This window comes from Actinoplanes nipponensis (genome assembly GCF_016862275.1).
In the GTDB taxonomy this organism is placed as follows: domain Bacteria; phylum Actinomycetota; class Actinomycetes; order Mycobacteriales; family Micromonosporaceae; genus Actinoplanes; species Actinoplanes nipponensis.
In genome coordinates this window covers 1-22,470 of record NZ_BOMQ01000063.1, presented here as the reverse complement: position 1 = coordinate 22,470, position 22,470 = coordinate 1, and the positions used below count along the sequence as shown (strand labels likewise).

Sequence of the window (22,470 nt, the reverse complement as noted above, 5' to 3'; positions counted from 1 at the left end):
GGAGCAGCGGATGAGGCGACGGGTCAACCCCGACGAACAGCTGATGACCGCGCTCTACACCGAGCACTACGCCGTGCTGCTGAGCTTCGTCTCGCGGTACGTGCGCGACCGCCACAAGGCGGAGGACCTCGTCCAGGAGACGCTGTTACGGGCGTGGCGGCACATCGACCACCTCGACCCCGATCCCGGCCGCACCCGCTCCTACCTGCTCACCATCGCCCGCAACGTGGTCACCAACGCGTGGCGGGCCGAGCAGCGCCGCCCGCGCCTGGTCGCCGACGAGGGCGCGGTCGAGGCGGTGCCGGCGGCCGACAACGTCGACCAGCTCGTCGAGGGCTGGTTGGTCGCGGAGGCGCTGGAACGGTTGTCCGCCGACCACCGGGCCGTGGTCCAGGCCATGTACTACGAGGGCCAGACCGTGGCGGACGCGGCCCGGCAGCTGTCGGTGCCGGAGGGCACGGTGAAGTCCCGGGCCTACTACGCGGTGCGGGCGTTGCGGCAGGCGTTCGAGGAGATGGGGGTGCTGCGATGAGTGTCGATCACGAGGAGCTGCGCCGCCTGCTCGGCGGCTACCTGCTGGGCGGCCTCGACGACGCCGACACCGACCGGCTGGACGCGCACCTGCTCGACTGCGACGGGTGCCGGGCGGAACTGGACCGGCTCGCGCCCGTACCGGAACTGCTGCGGTCGCTGGAGAACGCGCTGCCCGTCGCGGTCGCCGCCGGCAGCCGTCCCAGCCCGGCCCGGATCGAGAGCCTGCTCGCCCGGATGCGGGCGGAACGGTCCCGGGAACGCCGGCGCGGCACCGGCCGGCGGCTGGCCGTCGCGGCCGCGGCCGTGCTGGTCGTGGCGGCCGGTATCGGGGTGATCGCGACCCGGGAGCAGGACCCGCCCGCCGGCCCGCCGCCCGTCGCCGCGTCGAGCCCGGCCGCGGTCACCGCCGTCTTCGAGGCCGAGGACGGCAGCGGGCTCGCCGGGCAGGCGGTGCTGACCGGCCGGACCTGGGGCGTCTCGGTCGACCTGACCGTCTCGAAGCTGGCCGGCCGGGGCCCGTTCACCTGCCGGGTCAGCAAGGCCGACGGCACGGTGGAGCAGGCCGCGATCTGGGGGCCGACCCCGAGCGGCAACGCCAAGGTCACCGGGGCCAGCTCGATCCAGCTCGGCAACGTGAGCGCGGTCGCGGTGGCCGACGGGGACGGGCACGTGCTGGGCACGGCCCACCTGAACTAGCCGGCGGAGCCGTAGAGCTGGTCGCGCTGGGCCTGGGGCAGCGAGCACGCGGCGGTGCCGCCGGGCAGCAGGTGGCGGTGTCCGGCGATCCACCGGTACGCCGGCCACGCCAGCAGTCCGACCGGCTTGAGCTGCAGGGCCCGCCCCGGCACCTCCCACAGCCGGCCGGCGTCCCGCAGCAGCAACGCGATCGCGTCCGGACCCGAGGCGACCGTGCCGTCGGCGCCGACCCACTGCACCGCCTCCTCGACCTGCTCCAGGGTCAGGCCCAGCCGGTCCAGGTCGGCGAACTGCCACGGCACCACCGTCGCGTGCGAGGGGATGCGGCGCTCGATGAATTGCGCGCACGAGGTGCAGAACGAGCAGTCGCCGTCGTACACGAAGGTGGGCTTCATGATCCCATTGTCTCAGGTCACCCGGCGCAGCCTGGCCAGGTAGGTCTGCGCGACCACCACCACGGCCAGGAACGCGCCGCTGATGAGCTGCTGGTAGCTGCTGGGCACGTTGCCGACCTGGTTGATCATGTTCTGGATCACCCCGAGCAGCAGCACGCCCGCGATGGTGCCGGTGATGGTGCCCGCGCCGCCGGTCAGCAGCGTGCCGCCGATGACCACCGCGGCGATCGCGTCCAGCTCCAGGCCGATGCCCAGCACCGTGACGCCGGAGCCCAGCTTGGCCGCGTTGATCGCCCCGGCCAGCCCGGCCAGCAGGCCGGACAGGACGTACACCCGGACCTTGGTGCGGCGTACAGCGATGCCCATCAGCGCGGCCGCGTCCTCGCTGCCGCCGACCGCGTGGACGGCGTGGCCGAAGCGGGTCCGGGCCAGCAGGATCATGCCGACCGCGAAGACGGCCACGACCAGCCAGACCGGGTAGCCGATGCCGAGGAACGAGCCGGTGCCGAAGCGGCGGAAGGCGTCGCTCCGCACCAGGTACGTGGTGGAGCCCTCGTCGCTGATGGCCCGCATCAGACCGCGCGCGCCGAGCAGGGCGGCGAGCGTGACGATGAACGGCGCCATCCCGGTGTAGGCGATCAGGATGCCGTTCAGCACGCCGACCAGCCCGCAGACGATCAGCGGGGCCAGGAACGCCGGCAGCAGGCCCCACTGCGACGCGTACGCGGAGACGACCCCGCCCAGCACGTACAGCGAGCCGACCGACAGGTCGATGCCCCCGGTGATGATCACGAAGGTCATGCCGAGCGCGATCAGCGCGAGCGGGGCGGCCGCCACCAGGACGGTGGCGGCGTTGTCGAAGCTGCGGAAGTTCGGGAACGAGGCCGCGGCGACCAGGACGACCGCGATGAGCACGGCCGGCGCGCCCTGACGCTGGACCAGGCCGACGACGCGGTCGGTGCGTTCCGCCCGGCGGACGTCGGCGGCGACGGCGGCTGCGGGGGCCTCGGGGTCCGACACGATGGGAGTCACCGGGACTTCCTCTCTCGGGCGGCGTACACGGCGATGAGGATGATGGCCGCCTGCACCATCTCGGTGCTGGACGACGGCAGGTTGTGTTTGATCATCGTGGCCACCACGAGCTGCATGAGCAGCGCGCCGGCCACGGTGCCGAGGACCCGGACCCGGCCGCCGGTCAGCGGGGTGCCGCCGACGACCACGGCGGTGATCGCGGAGAGCTCGATCAGCAGGCCGACCGCGGAGGCGTCACTGGACTGGATGCGGGCCACGGCGAGCAGGCCGGCGATCGAGGCGAGCACCGAGCAGAGCACGTACACGGTGATCAGCACCCGCTTGACCGGCACGCCGGCCAGCTCGGTGGCCGGCCGGTTGCCGCCGATGGCCAGCAGCCGGCGGCCGAACACGGTGCGCCGCACCACGAACGCGACCACCAGCACCAGCAGCGCGGCGATCCAGACCAGCATCGGCAGGCCCAGGAAGTCCCCGGAGCCGAGGAAGATCAGGTCGTCGTTGCGGATGTCCTTGAGCCGGCCGCCGGAGATGACCAGGGCCAGCCCCCGGCCGCCGACGAACAGGGCGAGGGTGGCCACGATCGGTTGCAGCCCGACCCGGGCGACCAGCGTGCCGTTGACCAGGCCGACCAGCACGCCCGCGAGCAGCGAGACGAGGATCGCCGCGAGCACGCCGTAGCCGAGGTAGAGCGGGATGAGGGCGGCGGCCAGCGCCATCACCGAGCCGACCGACAGGTCGATGCCCTCGGTGCCGATGACCAGCGCCATGCCGAGCGCCACGATCACCACCGGGGCGACCTGGATCAGCTGGATGCGCAGGTTGCTCCAGGCCAGGAAGTTCGGGGTGAACGCCACGTTGTAGAGCACCAGCAGGACGATCGCCGCGTAGACGCCGTACGCCGGCAGCCAGTTCTTGAGCCGGGGCCGGATGGCGACGGTCTCAGTGGTCATCGGGGGTCTCCCCTTCCGCCGCCGCGGCGATCGTCTGCAACAGGGCCTCGGTGGTGACGTCGTCGCCGCGCAGCTCGCCGACGACCGCGCCGTCGCGCAGCACCACCACCCGGTCGGCCCCCTCGATCAGCTCCTCCGCGTCGGAGGAGACCAGCACCACGCCGAGGCCCTCGCCGGCCAGCTCGTCGACCAGCGACTGCACCTCGGCCTTGGCGCCGACGTCGATGCCGCGGGTGGGCTCGTCCAGCAGCAGGATCCGGGGCCGGGTGGCGAGCAGCCGGGCCAGCAGGACCTTCTGCTGGTTGCCGCCGGACAGGTCGCCGACCCGCTGGTCCGGGCCGGACGCCTTGATCTGCAACCGGTCCATGTAGGTGCGGACGATCTCGTCGATCCGGCGGTCGGAGACCAGGCCGAAGCGCGACAGCCGGGGCAGCACCGCGAGGGCGATGTTCTCCCGTACGGACAGCCCGGCCACGATGCCCTCGGCCTTGCGGTCCTCCGGCTGCGTCGCGATGCCGGCCCGCACCGCCCGTACCGTGGTCGGCCGTTTCAGCTCCCGGCCGCCGACCGCCACGCGGCCGCTGTCGACCGGGTACGCCCCGCCGATCGCCTTGATCGTCTCGCTGCGGCCGGCGCCCAGCAGCCCGCCCAGCCCGACCACCTCGCCGGGCCGCACGGCGAAGCTGATGTCGTGCAGTCTGCGCCGGCTGCTCAGGCCGGTGACCTCCAGCACCGGGGCCGCGTCGGCCGCGGTGGCGTGCTCGCCGGCGAAGCCGGTGAACCCCTCGCGGCGGACGGCGGACATGTCCCGGCCCAGCATGAGCGAGACCAGCCGGATGCGTTCCAGCGCGGCGAGCTCGCCGGTGTGCACCACCCGGCCGTCGCGCAGGATCGTGACGGTGTCGCAGATCCGGTAGAGCTCGTCGAGCCGGTGACTGACGTAGACGATCCCGATGCCCTGGGCGTGCAGGTCGCGGATCACCCCGAACAGGGTCTCCACCTCGCGCGGCTCCAGCGACGAGGTGGGTTCGTCCATGATCACGACCTTGGCGTCGATCATCACGGCCCGGGCCAGAGCGACCATCTGCTGCGCGCCCAGGGCGAGCGTGCCGAGCTGGCGGCGCACGTCGGTGGTGACGCCGTACCGGCGCAGGATCTCGCCGGCCTCGCGGTGCATCCGGGCCTCGTCCAGCAGCCCGAGCCGGGTGCGCGGCTCGCGGCCGAGGAAGAGGTTGTGCGCCACGCTCATCAGCGGGATGAGGTTGACCTCCTGGTAGATGGTGGAGATCCCGGCCCGCTGGGCGTCCATCGGTGTCGCGAACCGGGCCGGCTCGTCGCGGTAGCGCAGCTCGCCCCCGTCCGGTTGGTGGACGCCGGTCAGCACCTTGATCAAGGTGGACTTGCCGGCGCCGTTCTCTCCGACCAGGGCGTGCACCTCGCCCGGCCGGAGAGTGAAGGAGACCCCGTCCAGGGCGCGGACGCCCGGGAACTCCTTGCTGACATCGAGGACTTCCAGCAGTGCCATGGACCCATCCACTCGCTCTCGGCGCTACCCCAGCGGGGCGGCGTTGTTCCAGGTGACGTCGGCGGCGTAGCCGGCCGGGTTGTCCCAGGCGTTGCCGCCGCCGTCGGTGGCGATGTAGACGGCCTCCGCGTAGTGCCGCCAGTGATAGCCGGGGTAGTTGATCGACTCCAGCGACACGTTCCCGCCGCCGCCGTTCCGGCCCGGCTGGGCGCAGAAGGTGGCGTCCTGCGCGAACGTGGCCGTGCCGTCGTTGGTGGCCGTCTGCAGCCGGTAGTTGGCGTGCCGCAGGTAGCGGCCCGGGAAGTTCACCGACTCGAACGTGTAGCAGGTGCTGTCGGCCAGCCCGGCGCGCACGGTGAAGGTGGCGTCCTGCCGGTCGACGAGCGCACTGCTCGTGCTGATCACGTCGGTACGAGCCAGCGAGTCCCGGTGCCGCAGGTAGCGGTTGTCGTAGCCGGCGGTGGTCACCCGGAACGACCGCTTCTGCCCGACGGCCAGGTCCGCGCCGCTGCGCCACAGCGGGTTGCCCACGGTCCAGGTCGCGTCGTTGGTGAACGAGCCGCCGGTGTTCTGGTCCATCCAGACCTCGGCGTTGCGGTGCCGCAGGTAGTAGCCGGCCATGTTCGCCGCCTCCAGCGAGGTGCCGCCGCCGGACAGGCCGGGCCGGGCACAGAAAGTGGCGTCCGCGGTGAAGGTGTCGCCGGTGTTCGCCTCCCGGTAGACCCGGTACGCCCGGTGCCGCAGGTACTGCCCCGGGAAGTTGCGCGACTCGAACGAATAGCAGGCGCTGTCGGACAACCCCGGGCGGACCCAGAACGTGGCGTCCTGCTTGTCGCCGGCCGGACTGGACGCGTTGATCACCGAGGTGACCGCGGCGCCGTTCGCGTGCCGCAGGTACCGGTCGGTGTAGCCCGGAGTCGTCACCCGCAGCGAGGCCAGCCGGCCGACCGGCAGCGTGGTGCCGGCCGCCGCGCCGAGCACCCGCAGGTTGACCGCCCGCACGCTGGCGAAGTTCATCTTCTGCACCTGCCGGTCGTAGGTGTAGAAGCCGTTCAGCTCCTCCTCGACGTCCGTCGGTTCGGTGTAGACGGAGCCGGACAGGCCGTTGGCCGCGATGAGGTCGGCCAGCTTGCCGGTGATCTGCACGTAGCGGTTGGTCAGCGCGGTGGCGTCGGGCAGCCACTCGTAGGCGAACTTGCCCGCGGTCGGCCACTCGTGGTTCGGCACGCGCAGGCCGAGGCCGCCGTACTCGCCGTTGACCGCGATGCGGGTGGCGCTGGGCGCGCGGGTGATGCCGGGGCCGACGTACATGTGGTCGTCGATCACGTCGCCGTTGCCCGGGTCCGGGTCGGAGTCGCAGCAGTTGGAGCCCGAGTTGTGGTTCACCAGCCGGGTCGCGTCCCAGCTCTTGACCAGATCGGCGATGCGGCCGGCGTCGTACTCGCCCCAGCCCTCGTTGAACGGCACCCACTGGACGATCGACGTGATGCCCTTGTGCTCGTCGACCATCTCCTTGAGTTCCTTCTCGTACCGGGTGCGCCCGGCCGCCGAGGGCTCCCGGCCGCTGGCCAGCGCCGGCATGTCCTGCCAGACCATCAGGCCGAGCCGGTCCGCGTGGTAGAACCAGCGGTCGCTCTCCACCTTGATGTGCTTGCGGACCATGGTGAATCCGAGCGCCTTCTGTTGTTCCAGGTCGAAGCGCAGGGCGGCGTCGGTGGGCGCGGTGTAGATGCCGTCCGGCCAGAAGCCCTGGTCCAGGGTGCCGAGCTGGAAGACGAACTTGCCGTTGAGGGTCGGGCGCAGGGTGCCGCCGAGCATGGCCTTGCCCAGCGAGCGCATGCCGAAGTAGCCGCCCACCGCGTCACCGGAGGCGAGGGTGACCCTCAGGTCGTACAGGAAGGGGTCGTCCGGGCTCCACAGACGGGCGTTGGGGACCGGGACGCGCAGGGACGCACCGACCGTACCGGTGGCTGTGCCGACCACCGTGCCGCCGGTGAGCACCTGGGCGGTGACCGCCTGGCCGTTCGCGTTGGCCGCCTGCACCACCAGGTCGAGCGCGCCGGCGGCGACGTTCGGGGTGGTGTCCAGCCGGGTGATCCGGGCCGGGTTGGTCGGCTCGAGCCAGACGGTCTGCCAGATGCCCGACGACGGCGTGTACCAGATGCCGCCGCGGTTGGTGCGCTGCTTGCCGACCGGGATGTCCTGGCCGTCGGTGGGATCCCAGACCCCGACGATGACCTCGTTGGCGCCGGCCCGCAGGGCGCCCGTGACGTCGTAGGAGAACTTGTCGTAGCCGCCCTCGTGGGTGCCGAGCAGGGTGCCGTTCACCCAGACCTTGGACTGCCAGTCCACGGCGCCGAAGTTGAGGTTCACGTTCCGGCCGGACCAGCCGGCCGGAACGGTGAACGTTCTGCGGTAGTACATGTAGTTCTCATGGCGCATGATGCCCGAGAGAGCGCTCTCGATCGGGTACGGAACGAGTACCTCTTCGCCCAGCGTCGTGTTCACCGGCGGCGTGTTGATGTTCGACGCCCCGGCGAACTGCCAGATGCCGTTCAGGCTCTGCCAGTCGGGCCGGGTCAGCTGCGGGCGGGGGTATTCCGGCAGCGGGTTGGTGGTCGAGACCTGGTTGGTCCACGGGGTCGTCAGCGGGGGAGTTTTGGGGACGAAGGCCGCGGCCGGGGCGGTGGTGGCGATCAGCGCACCGGCGGAGGCGGCGAGGGCGGCGGTGGTCGTGGCGATGAGGCGCCGCCACGTCCGGGAGCGGGGAACGGTCATGAGAGCACTCCTGGGGGAGAGGGTGACTCAGTAGGCGCTGGCGAGGTCCGTCTTGGCGTTGCTCTCGTCGTACTCGCGGTCGGAGATGATGATGTCCGCGGGGATCGGCTCGCCGTTGAAGAACTTGGTGGCGGTCTGGAAGGCCAGCGGGCCGAAGCGCGGGTTCGACTCGATGACGGCGGAGAACCAGCCGTCGGCGATGCCCTGGACCGCGCCCTTGGTGCCGTCGATGGAGACGATCTTGACGTCGCCGGCCTTCTTGCCCGCGCCCTTGAGCGCGACCTCGGCGCCGAGGCCCATCTCGTCGTTCTCCGCGTAGATGCCGTTGATGTCCGACTTGGACTGCAGCAGCTGCTCGGTGACCTTCTGGCCCTCCTCGCGGGAGAACTGGCCGGTCTGCTCGAACACCAGCTTGATGTCCGGGGCCACCTTGGCGATCTGGTCCTTGAAGCCCTTGGTGCGCAGCGTGGTGACGTTGTTACCGGGCGCGCCGAGCAGGATCGCCACCTGGCCCTTGTTGCCCAGCGCGGCGGCCAGCTTGTCGGCCGCCCGCTTGCCCTGCTCCTCGAAGTTCGAGCCGATGAACGTCAGGTAGTCCCGGCAGGGCGTGGCGTTGATCTTGCGATCGATGGTGATGATCGGGACCTTCTTGGCCGCGGCCTTGGCGAAGACCGAGTCCCAGCCGTCGGAGTTCAGCGGGGCGATCACCAGCAGCCGCACGCCCGAGTCGATCATCTGCTCGACGTCGCTGATCTGCTTGTTGAACTGCGAATTGGCGTTGGTGGTGAGCAGGTTGCCGGTGGGGATGCCGAGCTTGGCCGCCTCGTCCTTGATGGACTGGGTCTCGGCGATCCGGAACGGGTTCGCCTCCTTCTCCGACTGCGAGAAGCCGATCTTGGCGGTCTTGAGGTCGACCTTGCTGCCGCCGAACTGCTCCAGCGTGCAGGTCGCCGCGCCGGGCGCGGCGGACTGGACGACCTGGGCACCGGCGGAGGCGGGCGCGCCGCCCGCGGCCGGGGTGTCGCTGTCCTCGGACTTGGCGCAAGCGCCCGCGCCGGCGAGCACGATCAGCGCCGTGCCGAGGGAGAGGGCGGCCGGTCTCCAGTGTCCGGACAACCTGGTCATGGGGGCTCCTCAAAAGCGGTATAGAAGCTTTACTATCTGGAAACACATTCACGCACTATCGAACTTTTCCTGTCAAGGTCACCGTCACAAACAACCAGAACCGAACGCGCAACTCTCCTGAGAAACGCGTTGATCGCGGTGAAAGAGCAGCTCAGGAGCTTGGCACTACGGTGCGTAGCCTGTGTCGACAGATTTGTTACCGCTCACATTTGGACATCGACGGTCCTCAGCGGACGGTGGCTCGCGGAATCGTGCCGCGGGCCGGCTCGACGCCGTACTCGCTCAGCCGCAGCCGGGTCCGGCGCAGGTCCCACCGCGCACCCAGCACCGTGTAGAACTCAGCCGCCTCGCCACCGGTCGCCGCCGCCTCGTGCGGACGGCGGTTCGCGGCCAGCAGCACCGCCGCGTCCTCCAGGGCCGCGGCCAGCTCGGGCACCCGCCCCACCGCCCGGTAGTGCGCGGCCGCGGCCAGCGCCGGCTCCGGGTCCTCGGTCAGCAACGCCCGGCACCGGGCCGCCGCCGCGAACGCCCGGGCCGGGCGCACCTCCTGGGCCGCCTCGGCGGCACAGATGGCCGCCGCCCGCTCGGCCACGTCCCGCCGGTCGGTGCGCAGGGCCAGCCGCAGCGCGTCGGGCAGCCACTGATGGCGCAGCATCATCGGGGCGTACGCCGGGGTCAGCAGCGGCGCCAGCTCCCGCAGGGCGGCCCCCGGCCGGTCCTGCTGCTCGGCCGCCAGGGCGCGCGCGACCAGCAGGAAGTCGCAGCTCTCCCGCTCGGCGTCGGTCACCGGCAGCGCGTTCGCGGCGTCCAGGTGCGCCGCGGCCAGACCCCCGTCCTCGCGGTGGCCGGCGATCAGCGCCGCGACGCCGTGCAGCAGCATCCCCACCGCGCCCGGCTCGCGCATCCCCAGGAACGTGACCCCGGGCCCGTCGTCATCCACCGCGCTGACCTCGGCGGTCGCGTCGTCCCAGCGGCCCAGCCAGTAGTACTGCACCGCGGAGGCGACCTGGAGACCGGCCGGCAACCGGTGCCGGATCGCGAACAGGGTCGCCTCGCGCAGGGTCCGCTCGGCCTCGTCCAGCCGGTCCAGGTTCTGCAGCGTGAACATGCGGTTGTCGAGCAGGTCGAAGTACATGCCGGCGAAGGTGGGATGGTCCCGCATGATCTCCAGGGCCCGGTCCACGTACTCCAGGGCCCGCTCGTGGTCGCGGCGGATCGAGTTGGTCAGCCACGTCGTCTGCAGGGCGAACGCCGCCTCGTAGGGCCGGCGCGCCGCCACCGCCTCGTCGTGCACCTGCCGGGCGGTCCGGTCCGCGCGGTCCAGGTCGTCCAGGGAACCGCGGCGGAAGTTGGCCAGCAGCACCCGGTGCCGGGTCCGCCAGATCTCGGGGGTCGCCGGGTCCTCGATCGCGCCGGTCAGCGCCTCGATGGCCGGGCCGGGCTCGCCCCGGCGGAACCGCATCGCCGCCAGCAGCTGCCGCATCTCGGCCCGGTCGGCCGGATCGGTGGCGACCGACAGCGCCTCGCGCGCCTCGTCGATGGGATAGCGCCCGTCGCGGAACTCGACCTTCACCAGGGCGATCAACAGCGTCTCCCGCTGCCGCGCGCTCGGCAGGCCGGTGCCGAGCACCAGCCGGATCAGCTCCCGGGCGGTTCCCGGGATCCGCTTGACCACCTCGGCGTGATGGTCGGTGAGCCAGCCGGTCACCCAGGCGTCGGGCACCGGTGGCACGGCGGCCAGTTGCTCGGCCACCCGGGTCACCGGGCTGCCGCCGGTGGCGAGGATCTCGGCGGTACGGCGGTGCAGCGTCGCCCGGACCGCGCGGGGGATGCTCTCGTACAGCGCCTCGCGCAGGAACGGGTGCCGGAAGGCCAGCTCGGTGCCCGCGTCCACCACGACGTTGGCCGCCAGCGCCTCCTCCAGGTTGGCCATCAGCCGGAACGCCGGCCGGCCGGTCACCGCGACGACGTCGTCGACGGCGAACTCGGTGCCCAGCAGCGCGGCCAGCCGCAGCACCTCCCGGGTGTCCCCGGTGAGGAAGTCCAGCGTGGTCCGGACCACCGCGAGCAGCGACTCCGGCGCCCGCACCGGCACCGACTCGTCGATGTCGGCCCGGCCGCCCGCGACGGTCACGACACCCCGGCGGACCAGCGCCGCGGCCATCTCCCGGGCACAGAGCGGATTGCCGCCGGAATGGCCGACCACCGTCCGCAGGTGCGGGCCGACCGGGGCGCCGACCACGGCCGCGACCAGCTGCTCGGTGGCCGGCCCGGACAGCGCCCCCAGGCTCAGCACGTGGCCCCCGCCCGTGCGCACCCCGCGGCGCAACCGGGCCAAGGCGCGCCCGTTCGGCTCCGGGCGCGCCGCCGCGACCAGCAGCAACGGCATCTGCCGGGTGGCCGTGACCAGCCGGTCCCAGAGCAGCACGGTGGCCTCGTCGGCCCACTGCAGGTCGTCCACGACCAGCACGACGGGGGTGGCCGCGCAGGCCGACCGCAGGTAGGCCAGCACCCGTTCGGCCGCCAGCGCCGGCCCCGCGTCGTCGTCGCCGTCCCCGGAGGCGGCGTGCAGCTCCGCGGCAAGCGCGGCCCGGCGCGGATCGTCCGAGGTGGCCGTGAGGCCGAGCGCGCGCAGGAGCACCTGCAACGGCGTGTGCCGGTCCAGCTCGCCGGCCACGCCCCAGCACAGGGCGCAGCCGGCCTCGGCCGCGTCGCTCAGGGCGCGGGTCAGCACCTCGGTCTTGCCGATGCCGGGCTCCCCGTCGATCCACACCGCCGCCCCGGCGCCGTCCGCGGTCGCCCGGACCAGCCCGCGCAGCAAACCGACCTCGTCGGCCCGCCCGAACAGCGGCCGGCCGGACAGCCCGTCCCGGACCGCCCGGGCCACCGGGATGGGCACGACCGCGGCGGGCGGCGCCGGGGGCTCGGCCGGCGCCATCGAACCGTCCAGCACCCGGCGCTGCAACTCGCGCAACGCCGGCCCCGGCTCGACCCCCAGCTCGGCCCCGAGGACCCGGCGCGCCGCCTGGAACGCCTCCAGGGCGTCGGCGCTGCGCCCGGCCCGGTACAGCGCCTGGATCAGCAACTCGTGCAGCGTCTCGTGCAGGGGATGGTCGCGGACCAGCCCGGCCAGCTCCGCCACGAGGCCGTCGTCGCCGAGCTCCATCGCGATGCGGGCCCGGCGCTCGACGGCGGCCAGCCGCAGCTCGGTCAGGCGGGTCCGCTCCAGCTCGATCCGGTCGCCGGTGATCTCCGCGTACGCGGCGCCGTGCCACAACCGCAACGCCTCGTCGAGCAGGCCCGCCGCGGCGGCCGGGTCGCCCGCGGCCCGCACCTCGTCGGCGCGGGCGCAGAGCCGGGCGAACCGCTCGCTGTCCAGCCGACCGGGATCGATCCGCAGCGAGTACCCGGCCGGGCCGGAGGTGAGCACGCCGGCCGCCGGCGGGTGGCCCGGAGCCGCGGCGAGCACCCGCCGCAGCCCGGAGACGTACGTGTAGACACTGCCGGGGGCGGTCGCCGGCGCGGCGGCGCCCCACACCGCCTCGATGATCTCGTCCCGGCTGACCAGCCGGTTGGCCTCCGCGACCAGCACGGCGAACAGGGCGCGCTGGCGGGCGGGACCGAGGGCGAGCTCCCGGTCGCCGTACCAGGCCCGCAGCGGACCCAGGACCGACACCCGGAGCTGCTCGGGCGGGGAGTCCGTCATCTGTCCTCCGATAGCCGCGGCGGCGGGGCCTGCCTCCGGCGGAGGAGACCGGGGTACGGGTCAGCGGATAACAGAAACTCTGTCACCCAGCAGGGCCGCCCGGCTGAGCCCGGGCGCGGTCGGCTCGCCGGGCAGGTGCGGCCGGAGCCGGGTGATCATCATCCGGAACCGGAACAACCACGGCTCCGGCAACCGGCGGGCGCTGAGCACCGCCCGCACCACGTCGGCCGCCGCGACGTGCTCGCCGCGCCGTTCGAGGCCGCACGCCATGATCCAGCGCATCTCCGCCTCGACCGCCACGTCCGTGGTCCGGGCCGCGACCCAACCGGCCTCGGCGACCGCGTCCCGGCGCTGGCGGTCGAGCAGCCGGGCCAGCCGCGCGGTCAGGTCGAGCCGGGACTGCTCGTCGAGGGCGGGCTCCGTGCGTACCCGGCTGAGCAGGCTCACCGCGACCTGCGGGACCCGCGCCGAGAGCTGATCGAGGTGCCCGGCGAGCCAGCGGCTCGCCGCGGGGTCCAGCGGCACCGGCCCGGCCAGCAGCTGCCCGGCCACCCGGTCCGGCGCCCCGCCGGCCTCGGCGAGCCGGCCGGCGAACGACCGGTGCAGCATGATCCGCAGTGCCGCCGGGGTGCTCTCGTGCAGCACCCGCCGCACCACCGGGTGCCGGAAGACCAGCACCTCCGGGTCGTCGGTGAGCACGGCCGCGGCTCGGGCCGGCCGCAGGACGTGCCGCACTCGTGCCGCCGGCTGATCGGTCACGGTGGCGATCTCGGCGACGGTGCAGCGGTCGCCGAGGAACGCGGCGGCCCGCAGCAGGTGCCGGGTCTCCTCGTCGAACGGGGCGAGGTGCGCGTCCACGGCGGCGACCAGCTCGGCCGGCGGCGCACCCCGCTCGCCGTCGTCGTGCCGGGTCGCCGCCAGGTGCCGCAGGTAGTACGGGTTGCCGCCGCCCTCGGCGAGCAGCCGCTCCCGGGCGCGCGGGTCGAACGGCTCCGGCGCCACCGCCCGCACCAGCGCCGACGCCTCCCCGGCGGTGAGCGGCGCCAGCGAGACGATCTCGTCGGCGGGCACGTCGGCCAGGGCCGGGTCGCCGGGCCGGGCGGAGGCGAGCAGCAGCAGCGGCAGCTCGCGGGTCAGCGCGTGCAGCGCGGCCCAGACCCGCAGCGTGCCGGGATCGGCGCGATGCAGGTCGTCGGCCACCAGGACCAGCGGGGCCTCGGCGGCGGCCCGCCGGATGAGGTCCACCGCCCGCCGTACGGTGCGCGGCGCCGGGCCGTCGAGCGCGTCGGCGGCCACCGTGAAGAGCCGCCGCACCAGCTCCCGGGTCGCGTCGCCGGACATCGCCGACTCGGCGCATTCCAGCAGCACCCCCAGTGGCATCCGGTGGGCCAGCTCGTCCCCGACGCCCCGGCCCACCCGGATCCCGGCCGGCCGGGAGCCGCCCAGCGCCCCGGCCAGCAGCGCCGACTTGCCCATGCCGGGGGTGCTCTCGACGCGGATGCTGCGACCCCGGCCGGCGGCCACGTCGCGCAGGGCCGCGCGCAGCCCGCGCAGCTCGGCGTCGCGGCCGGTCAAGGTCGCCGGCGCGGCGGCGGCCGGGCCGGCGGGGCCGCGGGCCGGTCCGGGCGCCACCTCCGTGCCGGTGAGGATCCGCAGCCGGATGGCCCGCAGCGCGGCGCCGGGCACGGTGCCGGTCGCCTCCCGCAGCGCCTCGCCCAGGTCGTCGTGCACCCGCAGCGCCTCGGCCCGGCGCCCGCCGGCGCACAGCGCGGTCATCAGCATGCCGTGCAACGTCTCCTGCAACGGGTACGCCCGCACCAGCAGCCGCAGCGCCGCGACGGCCTCCTCGTGGCGGCCCAGTTCCAGCAGCAGGGCCGCCTGCCGTTCGGCGCTGGCCAGCCGCAACTCGCCGAGCCGCAGGCGCTGGGCGGCGGCGTACGGGCCGGGCACCCCGGACAGCGCGTCGCCCCGCCACAGCCGCGTCGCCGCCTCCAGCGCGGCCAGCTCGGCGAGCCGGTCACCGGCCGTCCGGTGCCGCCGGCTCTCCTCGCGCAACGCCTCGAACCGGAACGCGTCCACGTCCTGTTCCCGCACGTGCAGGCAGTACGTGCCGCCGCCGGAGGTCAGCACCCGGCCGGCGGCCCAGCGGTCCCGTCCCGGCTCCACCACCCGGCGCAGGGTGGAGACGTACGTGTAGACGTTGCCCGTCGCGCTCGCCGGGGGCTCGTCCCCCCACAGCGCGGTGACCAGCTGCTGCCGGGAGACCGCGTGACCGGCGTGCAGGGCCAGCACCGCGAGCACCGCGGCCCGGCGCGCCGATCCCAGCCGGAGCTCGCGGCCGCCCCGCCACGCCCGTACCGGTCCCAGCAGGCGAAGGTCCAGGCCCTCGTGCTCCGCCGTCATGGCTTTCCCAACCTCGTGATATTCGCGCCGCCCGATGACGCCATTCCTACCCGATGCCGGCAAGCGCCGAATACCGCTCCTTCTCTCTTTTCTTTGCGTCACGAAATCACTACGCGCTTTCCGGCCGATCGCGGCCGGCCCGCTGGGCAGAGTTACTGGTGGGTCGGGGCACTCCGGCCCGCGACAGGTTCCGTGCGACGCGTGGTCCTGATGGACTCGCTGGCGACCGGCGGCGTGGCCCGCCGGCCGGCCGCCCGGCGCGTCCTCGTCGGGAAGCGGCTGACCGGCAACCCGGGCGAGGAGGCCAGATGAGCGGGGACGGGCCTGCCCTGCCGTTCGCCGGGGAACTGTTCCTGCACCTCGCCGCGGAGGGCCGGCTGGTCGTCGACGCCGTGGACGCCGAGGCCGCCATCGTGGGCCTGGAGCGCACCCTGGCCCAGATCCGCGCGCGGCTGCGCATTCTCGGAATCTGGCAGCAAATACCCGCGCGCCGGGTCGGCGACCTCCCCGGCGATCTGGCCCGCGATGTCGTCGACGCCGTTTTCACCGAACAATTGGCGCCCGGTCAATTAGCCCGGGCCGCCGCCGAACTGCCGATGTACATCGCCGCCCTGCGGCGGGCCAGCGCCGCGCCGGAATCCGGCGGCCGCCGCGAAAACCGGTAATGAGCTGCGTCGATCCGCCGCAGTGGGCGGCGGGCCGCCGGCCGTGAAGGTCGCGTGAAGGTTTCCTGAAGGCCACCTCCGGAAGATGGGCCCGGCCGCATCGATCAACCGGAGGTAGCCGTGGACCAGGTTCGGGTCGCCCTGCAGGCGACGGACCCGCTCAGCCACGCGGGACTCGCCAGCTTTCTCCAGTCCCGGCCGGAGTTCACCCTCGTGCCCGCCGACCGGGCCGGGGCCGCGGTGCTGGTCCTCTCGGCCGACCGGCTGAGCACCGACGTGGTGGCCACGCTGCGCCGCTCGGCCACCGGGCCCGGGGTGCCGGTCGTGCTGGTCGCCCCCGAGATCAACGAGGCGGAACTGCTCACCGCGGTCGAATGCCGGGTGGTCGCCGTGCTGCCCCGCGCCGCGGTCACCGCCGAGCGGCTGGCCCACAGCGTGCTCGCGGCGGCGTCCGGCGGTGGCGTGATGCCCCCCAACCTGGTCGGCGAGCTGCTCAAGCACATCGAGCGCCTGCAGCGCGACGTGCTGACGCCGCACGGGCTCACCTCGTCCGGCCTCACCCCGCGCGAGCTCGACGTGCTCCGGCTGATGGCCGACGGCCTGGACACCAGCGAGATCGCCGGCCGGCTGTGCTACTCGGAGCGCACGGTCAAGAACGTCATCTACGGGCTGACGCACCGGCTGAACCTGCGCAACCGTTCCCACGCGGTCGCGTACGCGCTGCGTACCGGAATGATCTGACCGTTTTGCCGGCGGCGGCGCCGGGGTAGTAGCCCTCGCATGGCCAAGACCTGGAAGCCCGTGGACGAGCACGGCGCCCTGTCCGCCGCGGACCGCAAGGAACTCCCGGACAGCGCCTACGCCTTCCCGGGCAAGCGCAAGGAGCCCCTGACCGACGCCGACCACGTGCGCAACGCGATGGCCCGCTTCAACCAGACCAAGGGCGTCACCGACGCCGAGCGGGACCAGGCCTTCGAGAACATCAAGGCGGCGGCCGCGCACTACAAGATCGAGATGACCGAGCGGAGCTGGCGCGAGTTCGGCAGCTGACCGCGGCGCGCGGGCCGGTGAGTTAAAGGTTCTCACCTTGAACCACGGCTGTAACGTTGCCCCATGAGTGCGGGAGGGATCAGGGACCGGTTCCGGGCGCAGATGCGCCAGGAGGTCAAGGACGTTGCGCTGCGCCAGCTCGCCGAGGGCGGCCCCGGCGCGCTGTCCCTCAACGCGATCGCCAAGGAACTCGGCGTCTCCGGACCCGCCCTCTACCGCTACTTCTCCGGCCGGGACGCGCTGCTCACCGAGCTGATCCTGGACGCGTACGCCGACCTGACCGCGGCGATCTCCGCCGCCGCCCGCCGCCTGCCGGCGCTGGCGGCGGCCTACCGGACCTGGGCGACCGCGCACCCGCACCGCTACCGGCTGCTGTTCGGCGCGCCCCTGCCCGGCTTCGACGCCCACGACGAACGGCTGGCCGGCGCGGCGCAACGGGCGGTGGACGTCCTGCTCTCCGGCGTCGGCGCGGGCCCGGAACCGGCGCCGCCGCTGGCCGGGGAGCTGCGCCACTGGGCGCACGAACGCGGCGCCGACGGGACCGACCCGGCGGTCACCCTGCACGCGGTCGCCGCCTGGAGCCGGCTGCACGGCTTCGTCAGCCTGGAGATCGCCGGCAACTTCCGCTCGCTGGGGCTGGACCCCGACCACTTCTTCGCGGCCGAGGTCGACGCCCTCAGAAGTGCGCGATGATCCGCCGCGCCGGCCCGTCCACGGTGAGCCGCCCGCCGTACGGCAACACCCACTGTGGATTCGTGTGCCCGAAGTCCACCCCGAAAACGACCATCGCGCCGGGGTTGTAAGCCTCGACCGCCCGCAGCACGGCCGCCCGCTGCGCCTCCCGGTACCGGTCCCGCTCCTCCCGCGGCCGCGGATCGCTGAACACGGTCCCCTTGGCGGTGGCCACGACGATCGCCGGGAACTGCTCCAGCAGGCCGCGCTCGCCGAAGTTGCGCAGCATCCGGAACACGTCGGTATCCGGCGGCATCTCCTCGGACGTCTCCAGCAGCAGCACACACCCGGCGTAGTCCTCGGCCGGCCGCACCCAGCGGCCGGCCGCCAGCGTCCAGTGCAGAATCTCCAGGTTGCCGCCCCACGTCGGCGCGCTCACCACCCGATCGGCCCGGTGCCACACCCGCCCCGGGCTCGGATAAGGCTCCGGAGCCTCGGTCAGCGCCGCCGGCTCGGTCCACGGCACCTCCTCGTCGCTGAACTGCTCCACCGGGCGAACCTCCAGGTCACCGCCGGTGAACAGCGCCGCCCGCAGCGAATCCACGGTCGGCTGCTGCACCCCGCCGCCCCGGCCGAGCTGCACCATCGTGGACATTCCGTGATAGGCGGCGACGCCGTGCGTCCAGAGCCAGTTCAACAGGTTGGTGTTGTCGGAGTAGCCGAAGAAAGGCTTGGGATCGGCCCGGAACGGCGCCGGATCGAGATGCCGCAACACGGTGATCTGGTCGTCCCCGCCGATCGTCGCGAACACCGCGCGGATGGCCGGATCGGCGTAGGCGGCCATCAGATCCTCGGCCCGCGCCGCGGCGGAGGACTGCCGGCGGGTGCTCGGATACTCGACCGGCTCCAGGCCGAAGGTCTCGCGGAGGCGCCGCAGTCCCTGCTCGTGCACGGCGGGGAAGAGGGCGGGGGCGGCGTGCGCGGGCGAGACGACCGCGACCCGGTCACCGGGGGCGAGTTTCGGCGGGGAGAGGAAGGTGGGTGGCATGGTCTTCATTCAAGTACGGGGGGCAAGTGGTTTGCGCGCGACCTTGCGTTGTGCCGACTGGGCGTCGCGCTGACCTCGCCCCTGTCCACCACGCGCTTTGTGCCTCGGGCCGATGTTGCCGCCCGAGTGGCGCTGCCTCTCCACCGTGTTCGGCTGCTCGCGCCCGGCGCCATTGCGGCCGCGAAAGAATTTCCGGGTCATGCTCGCGATGCGGACCCCACCCTTGATCCCCCGTCGCTGAATCTTGATGCGCCATGGCCCGGAACCTGACCCAGCCTCAACAAGATCCGCGAGGAAGGTCAGAGCGTGGTGTGAGCGCCGCGCGACCGCCTTCCCGCCACCAGCCCAACCGAACCAAGACCCCGACGCCGGCTCCCCTTACTCCTCGCTGCGAGGGTGCAGCGGCGGCCCCGCCACGTCGCAGTACCGGCGGCTCGGAACACCCACAGGCTCAGGCCCAATCTCGTCGGCAGTCCTGGTTCCAGCGGAGCGAGCGTGCTCTTTCGTGGCTGAGGCGTGGCCCGGAAGGCGGCTAGGGATCAGCGCCCCGGCCACAGCCGCCCCGGCCAGCATCAGGGCCGCGCAGATCATCAGGGAGTTGCGGTACGTCGGGTGCAGATCCGCCGCGTCGGTCAAGTCGCCCGTGCCGATGCCGGCCGCCAAGGGCAGGACCGCCACGGCCAGCAGGCCGGCGGCTCGGGCCACCGCGTTGTTCACGCCGCTCGCGACTCCCGCGTAGCGGTCGTCGAGGGAGCCCAGGGCCGTCGCGGTCAGCGGGGCCACCAGCAGGCACAGGCCCAGGCCGAAGACGATCACCGGGGGCAGGACGTCCGTCCAGTACGACGCGCCCGCGCCGATCCGGCTCATCCACAGCAGGCCCAGCGCGCAGACCAGCGGCCCCGCGGTCATCGGCAGGCGGGGGCCGATGCGCTGGCCGAGGGCGCCGGCGCGGGCCGACAGCAGCAGCATCAGCACCGTCACCGGCAGCAGCGCCAGGCCGGCGGCCAGCGGGCTGAAGCCGGCCACCACCTGCAGGTTGAGCACCACCAGGAAGAAGACGCCGCCGTTGGCCGCGTACACCAGGAAGGTGACCAGGTTGGCCCCGCTGAAGGCCCGGGAGCCGAAGATGCCCAGCGGTAGCATGGGGTGCCGGGAGCGCCGTTCGGCCAGCACGAACGCGGCCAGGCCGGCGGCGCCGAGCAGGAGCGGGATCAGCACCTGGGGGCTGCCCGGGCCGTGGGTGGGCCAGGCGGTGAAGCCGTACGTCAGGCCGCCCAGTCCCGCGGCGCCGGTGAGCACGCCGGCGACGTCGAGTTCCCGGGGCGCGGCCGGGTTGCGGGACTCCGGCACGTGCCGGCCCGCGACCAGCATGACCAGCGCCGCGAGCGGCACGTTGATCAGGAAGATCAGCCGCCAGTTGCCCACCTCGACCAGCCAGCCGCCGAGGAACGGGCCGAGCGCCCCGCCGATGCCGCCCAGCCCCGACCAGGCGCCGATCGCGCGGGCCCGGTCCTCGCGGGCGAACGACGCCTCCAGGATGGCCAGCGCGCCGGGGGTCAACAGGGCGCCGCCGATGCCCTGCAGCACGCGGGCGGCGACGAGGATCTCCATGGACTGCGCCAGGCCGCACAGCAGCGACGCCAGGGCGAACCAGCCCACCCCGATCAGGTACACCCGTTTGCGTCCGAAGCGGTCGCCGAGCGAGCCGCCGAGCAGGATGAGCGACGCCAGGCTGAGGGCGTACCCGTTGACGGTCCATTGCAGGCCCGCCGCGCCGCCGCCGAGGTCCTCGCCGATCGCCGGCAGGGCGATGTTGACCACCGTGGCGTCGATGAACGCCAGGCTCGAACCCAGCACGGTGGCCAGCAGCACCCAGCGCCCGGTGGCGCTGCGGTAGGTGATCGGGGCCGCCGTCACCGTGCGCCGGCCGTACGGGTGCGGGCAAGATTCATGTCCCGGACCCTACGCCGGAAGGCGGGCCGGTCAGGCGGTGCGGCGGACCGGGCGGGGGAGCGGCACCGGCACGCCCCGGGGCAGGGCCGCGCGGGCGGCCAGCAGCGCCGCGGTCGCGGCCGTGGCCGGCCTGGTGGTGGTGGCGCCGCGGCGGGCCAGCAGGAGCTCCACGCGGTCGAACAGCTCGGCGCGGTGGTACGGCTTGGTCAGGTAGTCGTCGGCGCCCGCGTCCAGCGCGGCCAGGATCCGGTAGTTGTTGACGTCGGCGCTGACCAGCATGATCGGCAGGTCGGCGGTGGCCGGGTCGGCGCGCAACCGGCGGCACAGGTCGATGCCGGAGACGCCCGGCATGCGCACGTCGATCAGCGCCGCGTCGACCCCGCCGGCCTCGATCGCGCGCTGCGCGGCCTCGGCGTCGGCAGCCTCCACGACCTCGTGGCCGAGCCGGGCCAGCGCGAGCGCCATCAGCTCACGGTGGTCGGCGTCATCGTCGGCGATGAGCACGGTGGGCACGGCAGCACCTCCAGCCATGGAACGGGATCTGCAGATCTGATCGGCACACCCGCCGCAGTCGCTGAGGCGTTACCCGGTTTTGCCCACATGAGCTCCGGGCGGTGTCCCGCGCGGCTCACCGGCCCCTCCGGCATCAGCGGAGCCTTCCACGTCGTGGTGCCGCGCCAGCAGCAGCACCGGGCAGAGCACGTCGGCCAGCTCGTCCGGCGTCGGATCCTGGGTGCGGGCCTGGCCGCAGAGCATCGGGTACGCCTGAGTCAGCTCGCCGCTTCACTAGAAACGTACTGTCCACCCGCGACGAACCGGCACCGTCACGTCAGGTGGGCGTCGAACTCGTCGAGGTCGGTGACGAACCAGATCTGCCGCCCCCGGTTCGACTCCTCCACCAGGGCCCGCAGCGCCGAACTGCCGGCCAGGTGCCCGGTGATGTCGCCGACGATCGCGAGCCGGACCCGGTAGTTCACGAACTTCTGCATGATCGCGCCGGCCAGCCCGGTGCCGAGCGTGAAGAACCGCGGGTCGAGCCGGGCGACCGGCAAAGCGACCACGTCGCTGCGGGAAAAGGCCGCACCGATGAGGTCCAGGGCGTCCTGCTCGGTGGTCACCGGCGGGCCGTCCGGGGCGCAGATCAGCACCGGTACGCCGTGACGCTGCTCCAGCCGGTCGGTCATCGGCCGGCCGCCGTGCCGAACAGCCCGTTCTCCGGGCCGAGGAGCCCGTCGAGCAGCTGGAGAATGTCGGCGGTGGCGGCCGGACCGCCCAGGATCACGATTTTCATCCGGGATCGTCCCTCGTCGTAGATGGTCTGCAGGCGCAGCGGCCCGGGGGAGCCCCGGGGCGCCTGGGCGCCGGCGGTGAGCAGGGTGCTGAGCCGGTCGGCCGCACCGGGCGCAAGACCGTCGATCTGCACGATGCTGGACACCTCGGCATGCCCGGCCCCGCCCGCCCCAGCCGCCGCCGGGGCGGGCGCACCGATGAGCGCCTCGAGATCCCCGCGGGCGATCCGGTACTGCTTGCCGATCTTGACGGCCTTGAGCCGGCCCTGCCGGACGTAGGCGCGGACAGTGCGCACGTGCAGCCCCAGCAGCTCCGCCACCTGTTCCACCGAGTACATATCGTTACTCATCGCACCTCATCCGCCGCCTGATAGGGAAGGATACGGCATGCCAGCGCGGTTGGCGTGGCGGTGGTGTTCGAGTCCGCGGTGATCAGTGCGGCCGGTGTGGGCAGGTGGGTGGTGGGGTCGGCGGCGATCAGCGCGGCCGGTGTGGCCATCGTGTTTGGCTCGGCCGCGAACCGGTCGAGGCTCGCGTTCACCGGCTCGCGGATCGCTTCGATCGCTGAGGACCCGCGGCGCGGCGGCCCGGCGGCCTGGGCGGCGCGGCGGCCCGGCGGCCTGGGCGGCGCGGCGGCCTGGCGGCCTGG

General features: G+C 73.3%; 20 protein-coding genes. 6 read left to right on the top strand and 14 right to left on the bottom strand.

The features are described 5' to 3' along the window. Positions 1-10 precede the first annotated feature (10 nt). Together Ani05nite_RS26660 and Ani05nite_RS26655 are read left to right on the top strand one after the other, a co-directional pair. Positions 11-532: a sigma-70 family RNA polymerase sigma factor gene (locus tag Ani05nite_RS26660; RefSeq protein WP_203772722.1), complete on the top strand. Its 522-nt coding sequence runs from the start codon at positions 11-13 to the stop codon at positions 530-532. Further along, positions 529-1,230 carry a zf-HC2 domain-containing protein gene (locus tag Ani05nite_RS26655; protein ID WP_203772720.1) on the top strand — a complete coding sequence of 234 codons (702 nt, stop codon included), beginning with the start codon at positions 529-531 and terminating at the stop codon, positions 1,228-1,230. The genes Ani05nite_RS26660 and Ani05nite_RS26655 overlap by 4 nt, the downstream gene beginning before the upstream one ends. On the opposite strand, the gene Ani05nite_RS26650 is transcribed toward Ani05nite_RS26655, so the two are convergent. The 8 genes from Ani05nite_RS26650 to Ani05nite_RS26615 all read right to left on the bottom strand — a co-directional run bounded on the left by Ani05nite_RS26650 (position 1,227) and on the right by Ani05nite_RS26615 (position 15,144). Next, positions 1,227-1,625, bottom strand: coding sequence for a thiol-disulfide oxidoreductase DCC family protein (locus Ani05nite_RS26650; protein ID WP_203772718.1), 399 nt, complete (start codon positions 1,623-1,625; stop codon positions 1,227-1,229). The two genes, Ani05nite_RS26655 and Ani05nite_RS26650, sit on opposite strands and share 4 nt — an antisense overlap. Before the next feature lie 12 nt (positions 1,626-1,637). After that, on the bottom strand, positions 1,638-2,657 hold the full coding sequence (locus Ani05nite_RS26645) for an ABC transporter permease (RefSeq protein ID WP_203772716.1): 1,020 nt from the start codon (positions 2,655-2,657) through the stop codon (positions 1,638-1,640). Continuing rightward, complete coding sequence (locus Ani05nite_RS26640) at positions 2,654-3,607, bottom strand: ABC transporter permease (RefSeq protein ID WP_203772714.1); 954 nt, start codon at positions 3,605-3,607, stop codon at positions 2,654-2,656. The genes Ani05nite_RS26645 and Ani05nite_RS26640 overlap by 4 nt, the downstream gene beginning before the upstream one ends. Continuing rightward, complete coding sequence (locus tag Ani05nite_RS26635) at positions 3,597-5,132, bottom strand: sugar ABC transporter ATP-binding protein (RefSeq protein WP_203772712.1); 1,536 nt, start codon at positions 5,130-5,132, stop codon at positions 3,597-3,599. The genes Ani05nite_RS26640 and Ani05nite_RS26635 overlap by 11 nt, the downstream gene beginning before the upstream one ends. Positions 5,133-5,156: 24 nt before the next feature. Then, entirely contained in the window at positions 5,157-7,910 is a 2,754-nt protein-coding gene (locus tag Ani05nite_RS26630) for an AbfB domain-containing protein (protein WP_203772710.1), read from the bottom strand. A 27-nt stretch (positions 7,911-7,937) separates the two neighbouring features. Next, complete coding sequence (locus tag Ani05nite_RS26625; RefSeq protein WP_203772708.1) at positions 7,938-9,035, bottom strand: ABC transporter substrate-binding protein; 1,098 nt, start codon at positions 9,033-9,035, stop codon at positions 7,938-7,940. Between the two features lie 226 nt (positions 9,036-9,261). Beyond that, the gene (locus Ani05nite_RS26620; protein WP_203772706.1) at positions 9,262-12,741 is read right to left on the bottom strand and encodes an ATP-binding protein; all 3,480 of its coding nucleotides are present in this window, start codon (positions 12,739-12,741) and stop codon (positions 9,262-9,264) included. A gap of 60 nt (positions 12,742-12,801) precedes the next feature. Further along, on the bottom strand, positions 12,802-15,144 hold the full coding sequence (locus Ani05nite_RS26615) for an ATP-binding protein (protein ID WP_203772704.1): 2,343 nt from the start codon (positions 15,142-15,144) through the stop codon (positions 12,802-12,804). Positions 15,145-15,452: 308 nt separating this feature from the next. On the opposite strand from Ani05nite_RS26615, the gene Ani05nite_RS26610 reads away from it, so the two are divergent. The 4 genes from Ani05nite_RS26610 to Ani05nite_RS26595 all read left to right on the top strand — a co-directional run bounded on the left by Ani05nite_RS26610 (position 15,453) and on the right by Ani05nite_RS26595 (position 17,552). Continuing rightward, complete coding sequence (locus Ani05nite_RS26610; RefSeq protein WP_203772702.1) at positions 15,453-15,809, top strand: hypothetical protein; 357 nt, start codon at positions 15,453-15,455, stop codon at positions 15,807-15,809. A gap of 120 nt (positions 15,810-15,929) precedes the next feature. Beyond that, positions 15,930-16,550 (top strand): helix-turn-helix transcriptional regulator, encoded by a 621-nt coding sequence (locus Ani05nite_RS26605; RefSeq protein ID WP_203772700.1) that lies wholly within the window; start codon positions 15,930-15,932, stop codon positions 16,548-16,550. Between the two features lie 39 nt (positions 16,551-16,589). After that, positions 16,590-16,859 (top strand): DUF6582 domain-containing protein, encoded by a 270-nt coding sequence (locus Ani05nite_RS26600; RefSeq protein WP_203772698.1) that lies wholly within the window; start codon positions 16,590-16,592, stop codon positions 16,857-16,859. A gap of 63 nt (positions 16,860-16,922) precedes the next feature. Beyond that, positions 16,923-17,552 (top strand): TetR/AcrR family transcriptional regulator, encoded by a 630-nt coding sequence (locus Ani05nite_RS26595; RefSeq protein WP_203772696.1) that lies wholly within the window; start codon positions 16,923-16,925, stop codon positions 17,550-17,552. Here the strand turns inward: Ani05nite_RS26595 and Ani05nite_RS26590 are convergent. From Ani05nite_RS26590 to Ani05nite_RS26565, 6 genes are all read right to left on the bottom strand, one after another. Further along, a complete protein-coding gene (locus tag Ani05nite_RS26590; RefSeq protein WP_239130652.1) occupies positions 17,536-18,579 on the bottom strand; it encodes a S66 peptidase family protein in 1,044 nt (347 codons plus the stop codon). The two genes, Ani05nite_RS26595 and Ani05nite_RS26590, sit on opposite strands and share 17 nt — an antisense overlap. A 378-nt stretch (positions 18,580-18,957) precedes the next feature. Beyond that, entirely contained in the window at positions 18,958-20,496 is a 1,539-nt protein-coding gene (locus Ani05nite_RS26585) for an MFS transporter (protein WP_203772692.1), read from the bottom strand. 66 nt (positions 20,497-20,562) lie between these two features. Further along, the gene (locus tag Ani05nite_RS26580) at positions 20,563-21,045 is read right to left on the bottom strand and encodes a response regulator transcription factor (RefSeq protein ID WP_203772690.1); all 483 of its coding nucleotides are present in this window, start codon (positions 21,043-21,045) and stop codon (positions 20,563-20,565) included. Positions 21,046-21,356: 311 nt separating this feature from the next. Then, positions 21,357-21,716 carry a DUF4180 domain-containing protein gene (locus tag Ani05nite_RS26575; protein ID WP_203772688.1) on the bottom strand — a complete coding sequence of 120 codons (360 nt, stop codon included), beginning with the start codon at positions 21,714-21,716 and terminating at the stop codon, positions 21,357-21,359. Beyond that, the gene (locus tag Ani05nite_RS26570) at positions 21,713-22,171 is read right to left on the bottom strand and encodes a helix-turn-helix domain-containing protein (RefSeq protein WP_239130651.1); all 459 of its coding nucleotides are present in this window, start codon (positions 22,169-22,171) and stop codon (positions 21,713-21,715) included. Before Ani05nite_RS26570 ends, Ani05nite_RS26575 begins: the two co-directional genes overlap by 4 nt. After that, positions 22,168-22,470, bottom strand: a 303-nt coding sequence (locus tag Ani05nite_RS26565; protein ID WP_203772685.1) for a hypothetical protein, incomplete at its 5' end; no start/stop codon positions are given. The genes Ani05nite_RS26570 and Ani05nite_RS26565, both read right to left, overlap by 4 nt.

Coding starts and splice junctions, on each gene's coding strand:
- Ani05nite_RS26640 (WP_203772714.1), bottom strand. CDS start 3,607: ATGACCACTGAGACCGTCGCCATCCGGCCCCGGCTCAAGAACTGGCTG.
- Ani05nite_RS26575 (WP_203772688.1), bottom strand. CDS start 21,716: ATGACCGACCGGCTGGAGCAGCGTCACGGCGTACCGGTGCTGATCTGC.
- Ani05nite_RS26570 (WP_239130651.1), bottom strand. CDS start 22,171: ATGAGTAACGATATGTACTCGGTGGAACAGGTGGCGGAGCTGCTGGGG.
- Ani05nite_RS26650 (WP_203772718.1), bottom strand. CDS start 1,625: ATGAAGCCCACCTTCGTGTACGACGGCGACTGCTCGTTCTGCACCTCG.
- Ani05nite_RS26620 (WP_203772706.1), bottom strand. CDS start 12,741: ATGACGGACTCCCCGCCCGAGCAGCTCCGGGTGTCGGTCCTGGGTCCG.
- Ani05nite_RS26590 (WP_239130652.1), bottom strand. CDS start 18,579: ATGCCACCCACCTTCCTCTCCCCGCCGAAACTCGCCCCCGGTGACCGG.
- Ani05nite_RS26660 (WP_203772722.1), top strand. CDS start 11: ATGAGGCGACGGGTCAACCCCGACGAACAGCTGATGACCGCGCTCTAC.
- Ani05nite_RS26630 (WP_203772710.1), bottom strand. CDS start 7,910: ATGACCGTTCCCCGCTCCCGGACGTGGCGGCGCCTCATCGCCACGACC.
- Ani05nite_RS26610 (WP_203772702.1), top strand. CDS start 15,453: ATGAGCGGGGACGGGCCTGCCCTGCCGTTCGCCGGGGAACTGTTCCTG.
- Ani05nite_RS26625 (WP_203772708.1), bottom strand. CDS start 9,035: ATGACCAGGTTGTCCGGACACTGGAGACCGGCCGCCCTCTCCCTCGGC.
- Ani05nite_RS26615 (WP_203772704.1), bottom strand. CDS start 15,144: ATGACGGCGGAGCACGAGGGCCTGGACCTTCGCCTGCTGGGACCGGTA.
- Ani05nite_RS26635 (WP_203772712.1), bottom strand. CDS start 5,132: ATGGCACTGCTGGAAGTCCTCGATGTCAGCAAGGAGTTCCCGGGCGTC.
- Ani05nite_RS26655 (WP_203772720.1), top strand. CDS start 529: ATGAGTGTCGATCACGAGGAGCTGCGCCGCCTGCTCGGCGGCTACCTG.
- Ani05nite_RS26600 (WP_203772698.1), top strand. CDS start 16,590: ATGGCCAAGACCTGGAAGCCCGTGGACGAGCACGGCGCCCTGTCCGCC.
- Ani05nite_RS26595 (WP_203772696.1), top strand. CDS start 16,923: ATGAGTGCGGGAGGGATCAGGGACCGGTTCCGGGCGCAGATGCGCCAG.